The organism is Hymenobacter ginkgonis, assembly GCF_009755225.1.
Taxonomy (GTDB): domain Bacteria; phylum Bacteroidota; class Bacteroidia; order Cytophagales; family Hymenobacteraceae; genus Hymenobacter; species Hymenobacter ginkgonis.
In genome coordinates, this window is sequence record NZ_WQKZ01000001.1 from 478,988 (window position 1) to 494,319 (window position 15,332).

12 protein-coding genes are annotated in these 15,332 nt (G+C 55.9%); 3 read left to right on the forward strand and 9 right to left on the reverse strand.

What is annotated here, in order from left to right; translation table 11 throughout:
• The first annotated feature begins 123 nt into the window (after window positions 1-123).
• Together GO988_RS01865 and GO988_RS01870 are read left to right on the forward strand one after the other, a co-directional pair.
• The gene (locus GO988_RS01865; RefSeq protein WP_157561833.1) at window positions 124-1,350 is read left to right on the forward strand and encodes a DUF262 domain-containing protein; all 1,227 of its coding nucleotides are present in this window, start codon (window positions 124-126) and stop codon (window positions 1,348-1,350) included.
• Window positions 1,351-1,367: 17 nt separating this feature from the next.
• Window positions 1,368-2,831 carry an ATP-dependent nuclease gene (locus tag GO988_RS01870; RefSeq protein WP_157561834.1) on the forward strand — a complete coding sequence of 488 codons (1,464 nt, stop codon included), beginning with the start codon at window positions 1,368-1,370 and terminating at the stop codon, window positions 2,829-2,831.
• Window positions 2,832-3,070: 239 nt separating this feature from the next.
• Here GO988_RS01870 and GO988_RS01880 read toward each other — a convergent pair whose 3' ends face one another.
• The 5 genes from GO988_RS01880 to GO988_RS01900 form a co-directional block, all read right to left on the reverse strand.
• Window positions 3,071-3,946 (reverse strand): alpha/beta fold hydrolase, encoded by an 876-nt coding sequence (locus GO988_RS01880; RefSeq protein ID WP_157561835.1) that lies wholly within the window; start codon window positions 3,944-3,946, stop codon window positions 3,071-3,073.
• Between the two features lie 216 nt (window positions 3,947-4,162).
• Window positions 4,163-4,996 carry an ATP-binding cassette domain-containing protein gene (locus GO988_RS01885; RefSeq protein WP_157561836.1) on the reverse strand — a complete coding sequence of 278 codons (834 nt, stop codon included), beginning with the start codon at window positions 4,994-4,996 and terminating at the stop codon, window positions 4,163-4,165.
• Window positions 4,997-5,170: 174 nt separating this feature from the next.
• Window positions 5,171-5,944, reverse strand: a complete 774-nt coding sequence (locus GO988_RS01890; RefSeq protein ID WP_157561837.1) for an ABC transporter permease — start codon at window positions 5,942-5,944, stop codon at window positions 5,171-5,173.
• A gap of 176 nt (window positions 5,945-6,120) precedes the next feature.
• Entirely contained in the window at window positions 6,121-7,899 is a 1,779-nt protein-coding gene (locus GO988_RS01895; RefSeq protein ID WP_157561838.1) for an OmpA family protein, read from the reverse strand.
• Between the two features lie 113 nt (window positions 7,900-8,012).
• Complete coding sequence (locus GO988_RS01900; protein WP_157561839.1) at window positions 8,013-9,005, reverse strand: hypothetical protein; 993 nt, start codon at window positions 9,003-9,005, stop codon at window positions 8,013-8,015.
• A gap of 576 nt (window positions 9,006-9,581) precedes the next feature.
• Here GO988_RS01900 and GO988_RS01905 point away from each other — a divergent pair.
• Window positions 9,582-10,586, forward strand: coding sequence for an exostosin domain-containing protein (locus GO988_RS01905; protein ID WP_198172467.1), 1,005 nt, complete (start codon window positions 9,582-9,584; stop codon window positions 10,584-10,586).
• Window positions 10,587-10,801: 215 nt separating this feature from the next.
• Here GO988_RS01905 and GO988_RS01910 read toward each other — a convergent pair whose 3' ends face one another.
• The 4 genes from GO988_RS01910 to rfbF all read right to left on the reverse strand — a co-directional run bounded on the left by GO988_RS01910 (window position 10,802) and on the right by rfbF (window position 14,728).
• A complete protein-coding gene (locus GO988_RS01910) occupies window positions 10,802-12,145 on the reverse strand; it encodes an NAD(P)H-dependent oxidoreductase (protein WP_157561841.1) in 1,344 nt (447 codons plus the stop codon).
• Window positions 12,146-12,184: 39 nt separating this feature from the next.
• Window positions 12,185-12,745: a dTDP-4-dehydrorhamnose 3,5-epimerase gene (rfbC, locus tag GO988_RS01915; protein ID WP_157561842.1), complete on the reverse strand. Its 561-nt coding sequence runs from the start codon at window positions 12,743-12,745 to the stop codon at window positions 12,185-12,187.
• Window positions 12,746-12,789: 44 nt separating this feature from the next.
• Complete coding sequence (locus GO988_RS01920; protein WP_198172530.1) at window positions 12,790-13,710, reverse strand: NAD-dependent epimerase/dehydratase family protein; 921 nt, start codon at window positions 13,708-13,710, stop codon at window positions 12,790-12,792.
• Between the two features lie 82 nt (window positions 13,711-13,792).
• Window positions 13,793-14,728 carry a glucose-1-phosphate cytidylyltransferase gene (gene rfbF, locus GO988_RS01925; protein ID WP_157561843.1) on the reverse strand — a complete coding sequence of 312 codons (936 nt, stop codon included), beginning with the start codon at window positions 14,726-14,728 and terminating at the stop codon, window positions 13,793-13,795.
• Window positions 14,729-15,332: the final 604 nt, after the last annotated feature.

A 15,332-nucleotide genomic window follows, 5' to 3' on the forward strand; every position in this document is an offset into this window, starting at 1 on the left:
CAGACATACAGGGCTTGTGTGACAAGTAGAGATGCCTTAAGTATACATAAAAGATGTTTAGGATGGCTCGGCTCATAGGAAGCGACAGAGCTTCTATTTGATTTTTACATTAGATGAACGCACATGCGCTTACTACCATCCGACCCGGACATAAGTACGATTATTAAACGTATTCAAGATGGCGATATTAATCTCCAGCCAGATTTCCAGAGAGGAGAAGTATGGAGTATCGCAAAAAAGCAAAGATTAATTGATAGTATACTTAGAGATTGGCATATACCTCCTATCCATGTAGTTGAGGTTAAAGATTCATCTAAACTTGATGTTTTAGATGGACAGCAGAGGTTAGCTGCAATAAGGGATTTTGTCAATGGTATCTTTTATATAGATGGAACTATTGCCCCTGTCAATGATGATATTCTTAATTTAAATGGATTATATTACATTGACTTGGCTGACAAATGGCGTCGAAGATTTGACCAATTTACAATCCGGCTTTTTAAAATAACTGATTATTCTCCACAGGAGCCAGGGGAATTGTTTTTCAGGCTTAATCAGCCTGTTTCTTTAACTTCTGCTGAGCAAAGAAATGCTTTTTATGGCGAGGCAAGAGGGCAAATAAAAGGTTTAGTTGAGTTACTAAATGTTTTAGGGCTCGGGAAAGAAGATATAGGCTTTTCAAATTCTAGAATGGCTTATGATGATATTATAGCAAGGGTATGCTATTCATTAGAGGTTGGTGATTTATTGCAAAAAGTTACCGCCTATAGCTTGACAAATAGATACAGATTTGATGAGCCATTTAGCGGCAAAACTATAACTCTTGTTGAAAGAGGGATTTATTTTTTGCATGATGCTTTAAGTATTAGTAGCGGTATTTTTAAATTTAATAAGGCTACGCTCTATACGTGGATGTGGTTTATATGTGATAATATACATAATAATCCGCATTTCAATGACTTGTATTTTGTAAGATATGCAAGGTATTTCGAATGGCTCCGTTTATCTTCTAAGAATATTCTTAGTGTTCGTCAAGCTAATTTTATGTATGATGATGAATTTATTCAATATAAAGGAACTGAATTTGAAAGTAATTTGATGGCAATTTATAATGATAGAGCGAGTGCTCGGGTAGCAGACGTTTCATCTGTCCTTTCTAGGGATATTGTTGTCTGGACATTATTTGTCTTATTTTCCGATGGCGATAATATGGGTTTCATGCCGATGAATTATGATAAGGTTGATTTTATAGCTAAAGGTTTACATAATTATGGAAAATTTGCGAGAGGAAGTGCTGAAAATTATGTTGCAAAAATGATTGAAAATGGTTGGAATGGTCATATTGAATAATCTGTTAATCTCGTATTATGCGTTTTGCAAAAGCATTAGATGTTTGGCGTGGGTTGTACAGAAAGCAATTTCAGAGTAAGATTCTTGGCCTAGAGTTTTCCAACGTCTTAGGTTTGGGAAGCGGAAGGTTATCTTTCTCTGGTGGTATAACAATAATATGTGGGGCAAATGGCGTTGGAAAAACAACTCTGCTTAATGCGTTATTGCTGTCAATTAAAAATATTTCAGAGCCTTTGCCATACTCTATTAAAAATAGATTTGGTGGCTCTAGCTTAGTTGTTAGTGTTTCTGAGAATGGCAATGCAAATTCATATACAAAACATGGTATAGTTAATGGTGCAGAAATATCTTCCGAGATAAATTATATAGAATCTGCTAACAAAAGTTCTAGGTTAATTGACTTTTTCTCCTCTTTATCTGATAAACAAGAAATATTGGAAACATTCGGGTCGGTGGAGTATGACGCTGAGGAATTAAATCTTCTTTCTTATGTTACAGGTAAAAATTATGAATCGTGTAATGTTTATGAGATAGATGATTTTGGTGAAAATGAAGTTAGTGGTTTTGAAGATGTTATCCCATATTTTCAAGTGCTTGAAAATGGTGTTTCATATGGAATAGAGATGATGGGCCTAGGGGAGTTAGCTGCTCACTTACTTATTTGGTCTATAAGGCGAGCAGCTAATAATTCTATTCTTTTCCTTGAGGAACCAGAATCATTTATATCTCCTAAAGCACAAATTCATTTAATGAATTATGTTGCAAATGCTAGTCTGAAAAAAGGTATATGGTCAATTATTACTACTCATTCGATGGGTATTGTTTCTAATGTTCCATTAAGCCATATAAAGATAGTATCTAAAAGTGCTGCCGGAATATCTATCATAGAAAACCCGAATCACTTTCAATTGAATATGATTCTTGGAATTTCTTTCTCTTATACGGGTATATTATTTGTTGAGGATTTAGCAAGTAAGATTTTTGCAAAGATTATATTAGCGCATTTTGATGGTGATTTAGCAAGGAGATTTGATATAGTTATAGCCGGTTCTGTATCTGCAATTTCTTCTATTTTATATTCTATGCCTAAAACTTCAAACAATTGGTTGAAAATAATCGGCCTTTATGATGGGGACCAACGTGACGCCGGAGCTAGTGTAATAGACAGAAGAAGAATAGATTGGTACTATGATTTCTTGCCAACATCGTCTGCGCCAGAGATTATTCTGCGTAATTATTTTAGGAGAAATTACTCAATCCTAGCAAGTAGGTTAGCTGTTCGTGAGCAAGATTTAGAATTAGGATTGAATCAATTCGAAGCTTCGAATCACCATGATTGGTCGAGAGATTTATCTGATTTCTTAGCCATTAGTGAAGAGCATATGCTGAATAATATGTTTCGCGTTTGGATTGAGGATACTGAAAATGAGCCGGATGCTTTGGCGTGCTTTACCGGTATACAAAGAAATTTTACTAGTTGAGTTTAAACCATATCACACCAAAACCCTAAACCTAGCCGCCCGCTAACGGTTGGAGGAAGCAACTGCCCGTTTCCGAGTGAAACGCCTGTTTTACCCTTCTCCAAACCAAACCACTACCTGCCCAATGGCTGAAGTAAAAGCCCTAGCTGCCAGTGCCGCCCACGGCCAGCTCGAACCGTTTAGCTACGACCCCGGCCCCCTAGGTGCCGAAGAAGTAGACATTGCCGTGGTAGCATAGGCTACTTTTCCTTTTCCAATAGAAAAGCCTGCACCTCGCGGGTAAAGCGCTGGGGCTGCTCTAGGTTGAGCAAATGGGCGGCTCCCGGCAGCACCACGCGGCGGACATGTGGCAGCCGCTGCCCTAGCTCCTGGCTGATGGTGAGAATATCCTGCATATCGAGGCTGCCCACCAGCACCAGGGTAGGGGCCTGCACCTCGGCCAGGCGCTGGCGGGGCGTGGGTTCGTAGCTGAATTTTAGGTGGGTGGCCCACTGGTGGCGGGTAAGGTTTTGGCGCACCAGCTGGGTGGCGCGGGCGCGCAGGGCCGGGGGCGTTTGGGCGGGCTGGCGGTGCGGGCCGTCTACCCACGAGCGCACAAAGTACTCGATGTAGCTGAGCGTGTCGTGGCGCTGCCGGGCGGCGTCTTCCAGGCGGCTGTTGGCCACCAGTACCGAGTCGTGGTTGAGGTCGTAGCCAATGAGGCCGGGGGCGGCCAGCACTAGTCGGCGCACCCGCTGGGGGTAAGCCAGCGCCAGGTCGAGGGCCGCCACACTGCCCAGCGAGTGGCCTAGCACGTAGGCCGTGGGCGCGTGCAGCGAGTCGAGTACGGTGGCTAGGGCGTCGGAGCTTAGGACGGTCGAGTCGCCGTCGTGGGTGAGGCCGTGCTTGCGCATATCGCAGTTCAGCACCCGGAAGTGGCGGCTCCAAGCCCGCACCTGCGGGGCCCATTGGCGGTGGTCGAGCAGGCCGCCGTGCAGCAGGAGCAGCACCGGGCCGTGGCCACTTTCCTCCACGTAAAGCTGCGAATCAGCCACTCGGACGTAGTGCGGGCGCACCGGCTGGGCAAGAGATGCCACAGCCCACAGCCACAGCCCGATTAGCAATATAAATCGCATAAAACCAGGCGCAATGGCCAGAGTGACACCGCCGCGCCGACGAATATAGCGATTTCTAAGAACGTGTTTGAGGTTTCAACCTTCGTGTCATGCTGAGCTTGTCGAAGTATCTCTACCGCTTCATTGAGCGGCTTTTCAATGAAGCGGTAGAGATGCTTCGACAAGCTCAGCATGACAGAAATGATGTTTTCTCAATTTCCAAACACGCGCCAGTACCTACGTCAACCGGATTTCCTGCTTGATACCTTCCACAAATTCCACAAATTCGGGCTCGCTTTCTACGGCGGGGTGCCAGGCCAGGCCGAGCTGGGCTAGGTTGTACTGGTGGCGGGGGCTGAGGGTAGCGCCGGGCAGCAACTGGCCGGTGTCGGGGCTGCGCTCGGGGGCCAGTAGCCAGAGGCGGTCGGCGAGGGCGGTGGTGGTGGCAATGTCGTGCGACACGATGAGCACGGTGTTTAGCTCGTCCATGGTCGTGACCTCCACGATGATTTTCTTGACTTCGTCAATCATCGCTACATCGAGGCCCGAAAACGGCTCATCAAGCAAAATCAAGTGCTCAGAGCACAGCAGCTGTTGCGCAATGGCCGCCCGCTGCCGCTGCCCACCCGAGAGGTGCGCCGGGTATTTGCGGGCGTGGGCCAAGAGGCCAAACCGTTCGAGATAATGTTCGACCCGCACCTTGGCCTCGGCTGGGTCGTGGTGGCGGCGAGCGGCCAGCAAGAGGTTGTCGCGCAAGGAGTAGTGCAGGAAGAGGGGGTAGCGCTGCTGCACGTAGCCCACCATGCCGGCCTGCACGGGCTCCTGCGCCTCGCCTACCAGCACGGTGCCGGTGCTTGGGGCTGCCAGGCCCGCCAGCAGCCGGCACAGCACCGACTTGCCAATGCCCGAGCGCCCATAAATGCCCACCACCTGCCCCTGGCTGATGCCGGGCCGAATTACGTCGAGCACCTGGGCATTGAGGTCGCGTAGGATGAGGTCGTCGCCGTAGCGCATCGACACGTGGTCGAGGGTAAGCAGCGGTGATTTGTAGGAGTGGGGTAGGGCGGTCATGGGAAAATCGTCTAACGTGGTGCCTCACAAAACTCCTGCGCGGCTGGTCCCCTGCGCTTTAGTAAGGGGGCTGCGGTAAAGTTGGAGGTCTTCTAGGCTTGTTATTTAAAAAGATATCGTTGTAGTCGTTAGGCTACCTCCTTCTTTTCGGGGGAGGGTGACGAGGCGCCTGCGTCAGGCTGCCCCTAGCCCCGCATAGGGAAATACGGCTTTCTTAATCGCCTCAAACGCGTAGTCTTGCGCCATGCCCACCGCCAAAATCACGAGCTGAATGGCTAGCACGCCGTCGAGGTGCAGGTAGCGATTTTGCTTGTAGAGTAGCAAGCCGATGCCGCCCTCCGACTGATAGAGCGTTTCCACGAGCGTTATCAAGGTCCAGATAATGGCGAAGTTTTGGCGCACTACTTCGAGCATAGCGGCGAGCTTGCCGCGCACCACCACTTCCCAAAAGCTACCCCACTCGCCCAGGCCCAGCGTGCGGGCGTGGTCCAGTTCCTCCTGCGTGGTGCCGAGGATAACCTGCGTCATGCCCGTCACGAGGTATACCGTGGCCCCAAACACCAGCACCGTTAGTTTTACCTGGTGCCCCGAGCTGAGCAGCAAGGCCATGAAAAACGTGAGCCCCGTGAGCGTGAGGTAGCGCATTTTACTGGCAGCATAGGCCAGCGGCCGGAAAAACGGCAGCGCCGTAAGGTAGGAAATCACCAGCGCTAGCCCCGTTGCGATGCCCAGCGCCTGCCAGGCCGTGGTGAGGCTAGCCCACAACTCTTGCAGCAAGCCCTGGCTGGTGATGAGGCTACCCAATGCCCGCAGCACCTCGCCGAGGCGTGGGAAAATCTGGAGGGGGTAGAACAGCCAGATAGCCAGCAGCAGGAAAACCTGAGCCGCCACCAGCGCGGCAAACGTGGCGCGGCGCGGGTGAGCATTAGGAATGAAAAGGGAGTTCATAGTAGGGCTGTGGTTAACCTAAACGACTGTCATGCTGAGCGCAGCGGAGCGAAGTCGAAGCATCTCTACCGCTTCATTGCCAGCGTTAAGGGTAGGTTCACCGGTAGAGATGCTTCGGCTGTGCTCCGCATGACACAGTGCTTAGGTAGCGTGTCGGGGCTTATGTAGAAGCTAGCTTAGTTGCCCAGCACCACCTCCACGCGGCGGTTTAGGGCCTTGCCGGCTTCCGTGGCATTGCTGGCTACTGGCTCGGCGGCGCCGTGGGCGTACACCTGCACGCGGCCCTGCGGGAAGGCGCTGGCACTTTTAGCTTCTAGCCAGTGGGCCACGGCCTCGGCGCGGGCTTCCGAAAGCTGCTGGTTAGCAGCAGGGTTGCCGGTGTTGTCGGTGTAGCCGTGCACGGCCACTTTGAGGCGGCCGGCTACCACAAGGTCGTCGAAGAGCTGGCTTAGCTCGCGCTGGGCGGCGGGGGTAAAGGTGCTCTGGCCAGTGTTGAACTCGATGTTCCAGGCGCGTTTGCTCACGCTGCGGCGGATTTCATCGTCGGCGGCAAACTGCTGGGTTTCAGCGGGCGCGAGGGTTTTGCCTTTGTACTGGGCTTGCAGCTGCTTCAGCAGCGTCAGGTCGAGCATTTGGGTGAGCGGCACGTAGCTGGGTAGCTCCTTGGGGTAGAGGCGTTTCTGCACGTCGCCAAAGGTTTTGTACACGGCGGCGTAAATGTTGGTGCCGCCATTGTCGAGGCCAAAAAGCGTCAGGTTGTCGTTGAAGTTGAAGGCTTTGCTACCCCCCAATTCTACCACCTGGCCGGTGCGGTCGGCCTCGCTGGTGCCCTTGTAGTATTTCAGCCAGTAGGCGCCGGGCTTGTCCTGGTCGCCGTACACCTGGGCCGAAATATCGGCGGCGCGGGTTAGGGCCTCGGGGTGGCTTTTTACTTGGTCGCCGGCCACGGCAAAGGCCGTCATGATGCTCTTTACGGCCGGCTGGTGGGCGTCGTACCAGCGCTTGGTGGTCACCATAATGTTGGGCATCTGGTTGGAGTAGTCCTTGGTCGAAACGATGTTCACGAGGCCGCCTTTTTGCTTGGCGATGTTCACGTCGCCGGGCGTCCAGGTGGCAACGGCGTCGGCGGCTACGTCCACCTGCACGCCGGTGCTGTGGCCGCCCACCACCTTCACGCGGCTCTCGGGCTTGCCGGTGATGTACTTCTCGGCCGCCACCAAAAAGTCGCTGGCCGCCATGAAGTTTACGGCTTCGGGGTCGTAGGTCGTTTCGTCGGGGTTCACCTTCAGGCCGTTATCGGCGCACCATTTCAGGGCAATGTTCTGGTCGCCGTCGCGCAGGTAGCAGGCAATGGTTTTGCCGAGGGCCGCCTTGGGGTTTTCCAGCCACTCCTTCGGCCCCATCAGCTTGTCTTCGCCAAACGATTTGCCCACCGAATACGGAATAATCTGGAGTTGCGTGCCGGCCTTTTCGAGCTGGCTCTGCACGGCCGAAAAGGCGGGTAGGCCGTCGCCCATGATGCTCACAATCAGGCCCGGTGTCTGCGGGTTGCTTTGCAAATCCAGGGCGTTTTTTACCAAGTCGGCCTGCATTTTTGATACGTCATCCTGGCGCACAATCTGCATATCAACCTTGTTGGCGGCCAGCGCCGAGCCCTGCGTGGTGCGCGGGCCGCCGTTGGCGAGCATGCCGGCCATTTGGCTGTTCCAGGCCATCACTTCCCACACCACGGGGGCGCCGTCTTCGGCGGGCGCGGTGCCGGGCAGCGGGGCCAGCGGCACCACCAGAGTAGCGCGGTTGCTGCTTTGCGCAGCGGGTAGCTCGATGGAGCTAAGCAGCACCGACTGCGTATCAGCTTTCTTGAAGAACTGATTGCTGGCAATCAGCTTGTTAATGCCAAAGTAAAGCAGGGCGAAGAAGAGCACGCCCAGCACAATTTTACCGCGGGTTGTCATTATGAATAAGAGAAAGAAAAGGTGAGGGAAAAGTGGCGCGGGGAGGTGCCCCGCGCCGCCGGGGGTAGGGGTGCTACAGCAGCACCGCAATCAGCAGCAGCGCCAGGCAGCCACTAATCAAGCAGGCTAGAATAGGCATCATCGGAGCGTTGTTTGGTAGCAGCTACGGAAGTGGAAACGGGTGCCTTGGTGTTGTCCAGCAAGGCGTTGAAGTCACCCTTCTGGTAGCGGTCGAGCAGGCGCTGGCCTTTCTCGCTCATCACGCCGTTCTGGATGTCCATCTCTTTCACGAACTCCTGCGAGTAGCGCATGGCCTGCTTAATCTGGCCAAGTTGCTGGGCCATATCCTGGGCCACGCGGTCGGTAGCGAGGTCGAAGAAGTACTTCTTGTCGGGGTCGCCGCGCAGGATGTTCATGGCGGCACGCATGCCTGAGCTGGTGCGTTTCACGAGCTCGTATTCGTCTTTCAAGAGGCCCACTTTAAACTTGCTGCCGTCAATCTGGCGCAGGGCGGCCTTCAGAATTTGGCGCATCACCACGCTCACGTTGGCCGTGGTAGTGGCCATGGGCTGAAGGCGCTGGTTGTAGTCCAGGATTTGGGCGGCGCGGCTGGCGTAGGCCTCAGCAGCGTCCTTTTCGTTTTGGCGCGTGGCCGAGTCGGCCAGGGCCAGGTACTCCTTCATCTGGGCTTCGTTGGCGGCGAGCTTGCGCTTTACCAGCTCATGGGCGCCCTCGATGTGGCCGATTTCGCCTTCCATCTGGCGGGCCTCCTTCTCGGTGTTCGAGATGTAGTCCTCCATGATGCCAATGGGGTCGGTGTTGACGAAGATGCCCGCCAGCGTGCGCAGCACCCGCTGCCCAGCGTACCAGAGCCCGGTCTGGATTCGCTTATTCGTGCCCAGCAAAAACAGCACGAACAGCGCTCCTAGCCCAATGCCTAGCTTCACGCTATTGAACACGATGTCAACGAGGTAGGGCACAATCTGCCCCCAGTAGTACACGCCGGCCGCAGCCGCGCCGCCCAGCACTACCCAGCCGGCGACTTTTTCGGGTTGCTGCCACTTGGGCAGGCGCGAATCGGAAGAAAACGAAGCAAGTGTGTTCATGTGCACGGAGGTAAAGGGGGTAGGGGTTGCTAAAAAGCCCGCCGCTCAGCGGGCACCCTTTCCTTATGCCAATACCAGTGCCGGATTAGCTATTGCGAAAATGCCTTGCAGTTAACGTACAGATTATAAGAATTTTACATTGTAAAAGGCTGCTGTACTAAAAATGTATTCAGCACTTTTTTTTCAAAATGGAAAGCAATTTTTGCTAAAACGGCAATGGCCAACCTAGCCGATAGGCCCAGGTGCAGCCAGCGCCTACCCCCGCTAATGGCGGCAGCTGAGTTGGCAGCCCAGCAAAAAGAACGGACTACCGCCCGCCCAATAGCGTACGGCGGCTAGCTGCTGCGTGCGCGTCTGAGAAGGTCCAAAATGACGGTTTTAATCACGCCCAACCACGCCCCTCGTGCGCTTTTAGCTGGTATATTTCGCGGCATGTAGCCGCTATATAGCCGCTAAGTATTCTACAAGAACTTGCCTGCCCGGGCTTGTAGTGGAAATGGCGTATTTCTTGCCCGATAGCCCAGCCAGCCGCTTAGCGCAGGCCTCCTTTCAATGCATCGTTTTACGCCGCTGCGTATGAATAATTCTACTCTTTCAACTGTTGCACCTGGGGCAAAAGTCTACGTGACTTCCGCCTACCCCGACCCCGAGCCGATTTCGGCTTTTCGAGCATTCGCGGCGCAAGACCGCGTTCAAAAGCACACCGTAGTTTCGAGCCCCGACGAAGCGGATATTATTCTCTTTATCGAGAACTCGCGCTACCACGCAGACTACTTTTTTTCGGCGCTAAAAAACCATCCGTTGGTTAAGAAATACCCGGCAAAAGTTTTCATGTACAATCCCCACGACAAGCCTTGGTATATTTTGCCGGGCATGTACATGTGCATGCCCAAAAACCGGTTTGCCCCGGCGCGCATGGCAGCCGGCCCCTACGTCGAAACGATAAACCCGTACATCACCTGCGATTTTTCGAACGAGCCACAATTCCTGTTCTCTTTTTACGGCGCCACCACCAGCTCGCCCGTCCGCCACGAGGTGGCCAAGCTGACGCATCCGCGCGGAAACGTACTGATTTCTAACGTAGCCATGTACGTGAACGACAGGCCGAAAGACCTGCAATTGCGCTACGCCAACTTGCTCACCAACAGCAAGTTTGTGCTGTGCCCCAAGGGGTTTGGGCCGTCTTCCATTCGGTTGTTCGAAACCCTGCGCGCCGGGCGGGTGCCCGTTATTATTTCCGACGAATTGGTGTGCCCCGCTGGCGCCGACTGGACAAAATTTGCCGTGTTTGTGCCCGAAAGCCGCGTCAGCGAAATTCCGCAGATTTTGGAAAAAGAAGAGCTGCACTGGCAAGAAAAAGCGAAGCTGGCCCGGCAGGTATGGGAGGAAAGTTTTGCGCCCGATACGCTGTTTAATTACTTCGTAGATTCGATTCTTGCCCTGGATGTGCGCAAGAAATTTGGGCTGGAGGTTGCCGTTCGCCATTCCCTGGTTTTTATGCGGTACGGGCTCAGCAAAACGGTGGTGCGCAAGGTGAAAGAATTGGCGCAGCCGCTGCTGGCTTCCGCCAAAAAAAACTAGCTCACCGTATTTGATGGGGGTAGGGCGCCGCCCGCGTACCAAATTGAAAACTTGACCCCCGCCCTCATTTAAAAGTTCGCCCTCCGGCCCCAACAAGTAGGGGGCTAGGGAGCCGGGCTTTTAAAAGTTCGCCCTCCGGCCCCAACAAGTAGGGGGCTAGGGAGCCGGGCTTTTAAAGGAGGGCCAAGCGGCAGCGGCCCAAAAAGGCGCCTAAATCAATAGCGACTTTCCTCGGCGGCTAGGGCAGCTGCGGCTGGCGCGGGCGTGCCAAAGTAAGCATCCTGCTCCCGGCGCAGCTGGTCGATTAGGCGGCCCTCGGGCACTACCACGTCGGCGTAGGTGAGGACTTGGTCTTTCGGTACGTCGTGGCGCAGCATGCAGCCTTCGGCCACCCCAAGGGGTAGCAGGTTTTGCTGGCGGGCGAGGGGGTAGTTTTCGGCCAGCCCGTACGTCATGTAGTGGCCAATGCCGTCGAGGGTTTCGCCGGCCTTCAGGTCAATTTTGGCAGCCGTGACTACTTCTACTCGCGGGGCACCCTGCGGGGCGAGGGCCGCATCGTGAAATAAAGCGGCGCGCGCCACCGAGTTGGGCGTTTCGAAGTGGCAGAGGTGGTAGGGCGTATAGAAGCAATACAGCGGGCCGGGGCCCAGCTTGTAGAGCTTGAGGTAGTGCTGCTGCACCGGGTCGTCGTGGGTGCCCAGCACGAAGACACCGGGGCCGGGCTCGGCGCCCACCACGTAGTCCACAATGCCGGGGCCGCCGCTCAGCAGCAGGTCCTGGGGGTACCACTCGGCGGCTTTGCTAATGGGGGTGCCGGGCGCCACGGTGGGCCCCAGCATGCCGCGCTGGGCCACGTCCATGCCCAGGGCGTTGGCAATAACGGCCTGCTCAAAACTGATTTTGCTGCCATCGGCAAAGCTCGTGACCATGCTCGGGTTCTGGCCCCACTGGCGCGCAAAGCCCTCTTGGGTAGTGGGGTTGCGGTAGGGGTCGTGCAGGCCCTTGATGTTGCCGCACAGCACGGGCTTCACGCCCAGGCCAAGCACGAAGCGCGCCAGGTTGAGCGTCACGCCGGGCTGGTCGCCATCCGATACGGTGTACACTACCCCCGCCCGGTCGGCATACACTTTCAGGATGGAGCCCGCCGTGCCGTCGAGCTCGGCATTGAGCAACACCACGTGCTTGCCGTGCCGGATGGCTTCGAGCACCACGTGCGCGCCGTGCTCCACGGCCCCGGTTACTTCGATGAGGACATCGAGGCCGCCCGCGCGGCTCAGCAGCAGGGCATCGTCGGTGATGGCAGGCTGGCCCAGCTCGATGCAGCGCTCCAGCGCTGCTACCGACGACACCTCCTGCGTGCCCAGTTCGCCGGCCTCGTCGTAGGCCCGGCGGGCTTGCGAAAGCGTGCGGTTGGCAATCGCCACCAGCGTCATGCCGGGCACGTAGCGGCAAATTTGCCGGGCCACGCCCCGGCCCATAAAGCCCGCGCCCACCATGCCCACCCGAATGGGGCGCCCGGCGGCTTGGCGAGCTTTCAAGGCGTTGTCAATTAATAGCATACCTACTAAAAAGAAGCAGTGAACAGGGTGGCCGCCGCCCTAGTAGCTAGCGGCGGGGGTAGGGATGGCCAGCGGCTGAAAGTCGGGGTGCGCCTGGTCTTTGGCCGACACCAGCTGCGGCACGGCGGGCCAGGCGATGGCCAGGGCGGAGTCGTTCCAGCGCAGGCCGCGCTCGGCCCCGGGCGCGTACTTGGCCGATACCTGGTAGGCGGCGTCGGTGTTGGGGGCCAGCGTGAGGAAGCCGTGGGCAAAGCGCCCCGGCACAAACAGCTGCCGGAAGTTGTCGGCCGTCAGCTCTACCCCCACCCACTGGCCGTAGGTCGAGGATTCTTCGCGCAGGTCCACTATCACGTCGTAGAGGGCGCCGCGGGTGCAGCGCACTAGCTTGCTTTCCTCGTGGGGCGGCAGCTGGTAGTGCATGCCGCGCAGCGTGCCCTGGGTCGGGTTGTGCGACAGGTTGGCTTGCAGCGGGGGCAGGTAGATGCCGTGCGCGGCAAACTCATCCGCGCACCACGAGCGGCCAAAAAAGCCGCGCTCGTCGGTGCGGCGCTCCACATCAACGATGAAGGCGCCCGCCAGTTTAGTCTCCGTAAAAATCATAACTAAGTCAGTAGTAGAAAACGAGCAGCAACTCTGGCCGGCGGCTACGCCGCCACAGCCTCGGCCAGCGGCAGGGGGGTAGGGCGCGGGGCCGGGGTGCCGGCCCAGGTTAGCTGCTCGGTAAGTTTGCCTTGCTCGCGCAGGGTGGCCAGCACGCGTAGGCGCATGAGGCGCGAGCCGCGGAAATTGGGGTCGCGGAAGCCCATGTCCAGCAGCTTTTCGTGCAGCTCGGCAATGGTGGCGGCCAGGCTGTGCTGGGGCTGGTGGCCGGGGGCCAATTGTGCAAACAAGCGAAAATCGACGCGGTAGGAGCGCAGGTCGGGCGCGGCGGCGGGGTTTACGTGCACGCGGGTGCCGGGCAGGGCGGCGGCCACTGCCTCGGCCAGCTCCTTCACGCGGTAGTTCCACTCGGCCGAGCCGGCATTCACGGCCAGGAAATGGCCGCCGTTAGCCGCCGCGCGGCCGATGGCCCACTCAATGGCCCGCGCCATGTCGCGCACGTGGATGAGCGGGCGCCAGGGCGTGCCATCGCTCAGAATGCTGATTTCGCCCGTGGCGACGGCGCTGGCTACAAAGTCGTTGAGTACTAGGTCGAGCCGCAGGCGGTCGCTCCAGCCGCAGGCGGTGGCAAAGCGCAGGCAGGTTACCACAAAGTCGTCGTCGGCCAGCGGGGCCAAGTCCTGCTCGCTCGCCACCTTCGAGCGGGCGTAGGCCGTGAGCGGGTTCACGCCCGAAGTCTCGGTTTTGGCGTCTTCGCCGCCCATGCCGTAGATGCTGCACGAGCTGGCAAACACGAAGGCGCGCACGCCAGCTGCCTTGGCCTGCCGGGCCAGCGCGATGCCGGCGCGGTGGTTTATTTCCATCGTCACGGCCTCGTAGGCGTTGCCCATGGGGTCGTTCGAGATGGCCGCCAGGTGCACAAGGGCATCCACGCCGGCCAGCAGCGCGGCCGGCACCTGGCGCACATCGCCAAACTCCTGGCGCGCGATTCGGGCAGGCGTTCGGCGCCCGTGAGGCAGTGGGCAAACAGGCCCAGGTCGTAACCAATCAATTCAGCTGCTGGAAAAATCTGGCGTAGGTGCTCGACCACGCCGGGGCCAACGTAGCCCATATTGCCCGTGACAAGGCCAGGGAGAGGGGTAGGGCGCGCCCGCGCGCCTCTGGGGCCGCAAACAGCACGGGTGCGGGAACCCATTGTGGCTCGGGGCCCCACACGTGCCAGGGTGCTTCGCCCTTCTGCCACAACGACTCCAGCACGTTTTTGTCGTGCAGGGTATCCATGGGCTGCCAAAAGCCCGAGTGGCGGAAAGCAGTTAGCTGGCCTTGCGCGGCCAGCTGCTCCAGGGGGCCTTTTTCCCAAATGGTTTCGTCGCCCTCGATGTAGTCAAACACGCCCGGCTCAAGCACAAAAAAGCCGCCGTTAATCCAGGGAGTATCGGCGCCCGTGGGTTTTTCGGTAAAGTCCAGCACCGCCGCCGACTCTTCGTTCAGGTTGAACACGCCAAAGCGGCCCGGCTGGCGCACGGCCGTGAGGGTAGCCAGGCACCCTTGCTCGCGGTGGTGGGCCACAGCCGCGCTGATGTCTACGTTGCTCACCCCGTCGCCATAGGTCAGGCAAAACGTATCGTCGCCTACATATTCGCGCACCCGCCGCAGCCGGCCACCCGTCATGGTGTTGTGGCCCGTGTGCACCAGCGTCACCGTCCACGGCTCGGCATTGCTGCGGTGAATGCGCATCTCGTTGCGGTCCATGCGGAAAGTCACGTCCGAATTGAGCAAAAAATAATCAGCGAAATACTGCTTAATCATATGCCCCTTGTAACCGCAGCAAATCACAAAATCGGTGATGCCGTGGTGGGCATAAATTTTGAGAATGTGCCATAGGATAGGCTTGCCGCCAATCTCTACCATGGGTTTGGGCCGGATGCCGCTTTCCTCGCTGATGCGAGTGCCGTAGCCACCGGCTAGGATTACCGCTTTCATGAAAAAATCTACAAAGGGTGGGAAGGAAAAAAGAAGCTAAGCTGGGGGCTGTGGCCCAGCCAGCCAGTAAGTAGGTCAGCAGCAAAATAGAAATAATAGGCACTTTGCAAAAGGCCGAAACACTACCAGCCTGCGGGTATGCGGGTAAAGAGAAAATGAGTTTTTGGTGAAGTTTGCCGCAAATAAAGTTTCTATTTGTTAAGTGGGCAACTATTTAAGGCAGTCATTCGCTTGGTTCTGATGATATTGTGAGTCTGGTTATACTCGTAAGCTGGTTTGGTATTTTGTAGGTAGAATACTATATAAAAAGCGAAAGTTTATAGCACTATAAATAGAAGTAACTGAAATAGTTAATCTTCTTATTTTAGTATTATTGCTCTGCTGAGCCCATGCTAATCTTATTGCAAGCCAAAGCGGTAGCATCGTGGCCGGCTAAGGTTATTATCCTCTTAAAGCCAGTGCTGCTGGTTGGCTGCCCTAAGCCCTAGCGTGGGCAGCAGCCAGGTGCTGCACCGGTAATAAATTAGCGTAGCCCGCGAATAGTGGAGATTGCCGCATTCCCGGCCGAACACTAAAAAAGTCTCGCCGGCCGGCGAGACTTTTT

Excerpts from the sequence above, each read along its gene's own strand:
- GO988_RS01865 (WP_157561833.1), top strand. The coding sequence starts at position 124 with ATGCGCTTACTACCATCCGACCCGGACATAAGTACGATTATTAAACGT.
- GO988_RS01870 (WP_157561834.1), top strand. The coding sequence starts at position 1,368 with ATGCGTTTTGCAAAAGCATTAGATGTTTGGCGTGGGTTGTACAGAAAG.
- GO988_RS01880 (WP_157561835.1), bottom strand. The coding sequence starts at position 3,946 with ATGCGATTTATATTGCTAATCGGGCTGTGGCTGTGGGCTGTGGCATCT.
- GO988_RS01885 (WP_157561836.1), bottom strand. The coding sequence starts at position 4,996 with ATGACCGCCCTACCCCACTCCTACAAATCACCGCTGCTTACCCTCGAC.
- GO988_RS01890 (WP_157561837.1), bottom strand. The coding sequence starts at position 5,944 with ATGAACTCCCTTTTCATTCCTAATGCTCACCCGCGCCGCGCCACGTTT.
- GO988_RS01895 (WP_157561838.1), bottom strand. The coding sequence starts at position 7,899 with ATGACAACCCGCGGTAAAATTGTGCTGGGCGTGCTCTTCTTCGCCCTG.
- GO988_RS01900 (WP_157561839.1), bottom strand. The coding sequence starts at position 9,005 with ATGAACACACTTGCTTCGTTTTCTTCCGATTCGCGCCTGCCCAAGTGG.
- GO988_RS01905 (WP_198172467.1), top strand. The coding sequence starts at position 9,582 with ATGAATAATTCTACTCTTTCAACTGTTGCACCTGGGGCAAAAGTCTAC.
- GO988_RS01910 (WP_157561841.1), bottom strand. The coding sequence starts at position 12,145 with ATGCTATTAATTGACAACGCCTTGAAAGCTCGCCAAGCCGCCGGGCGC.
- rfbC (WP_157561842.1), bottom strand. The coding sequence starts at position 12,745 with ATGATTTTTACGGAGACTAAACTGGCGGGCGCCTTCATCGTTGATGTG.
- rfbF (WP_157561843.1), bottom strand. The coding sequence starts at position 14,728 with ATGAAAGCGGTAATCCTAGCCGGTGGCTACGGCACTCGCATCAGCGAG.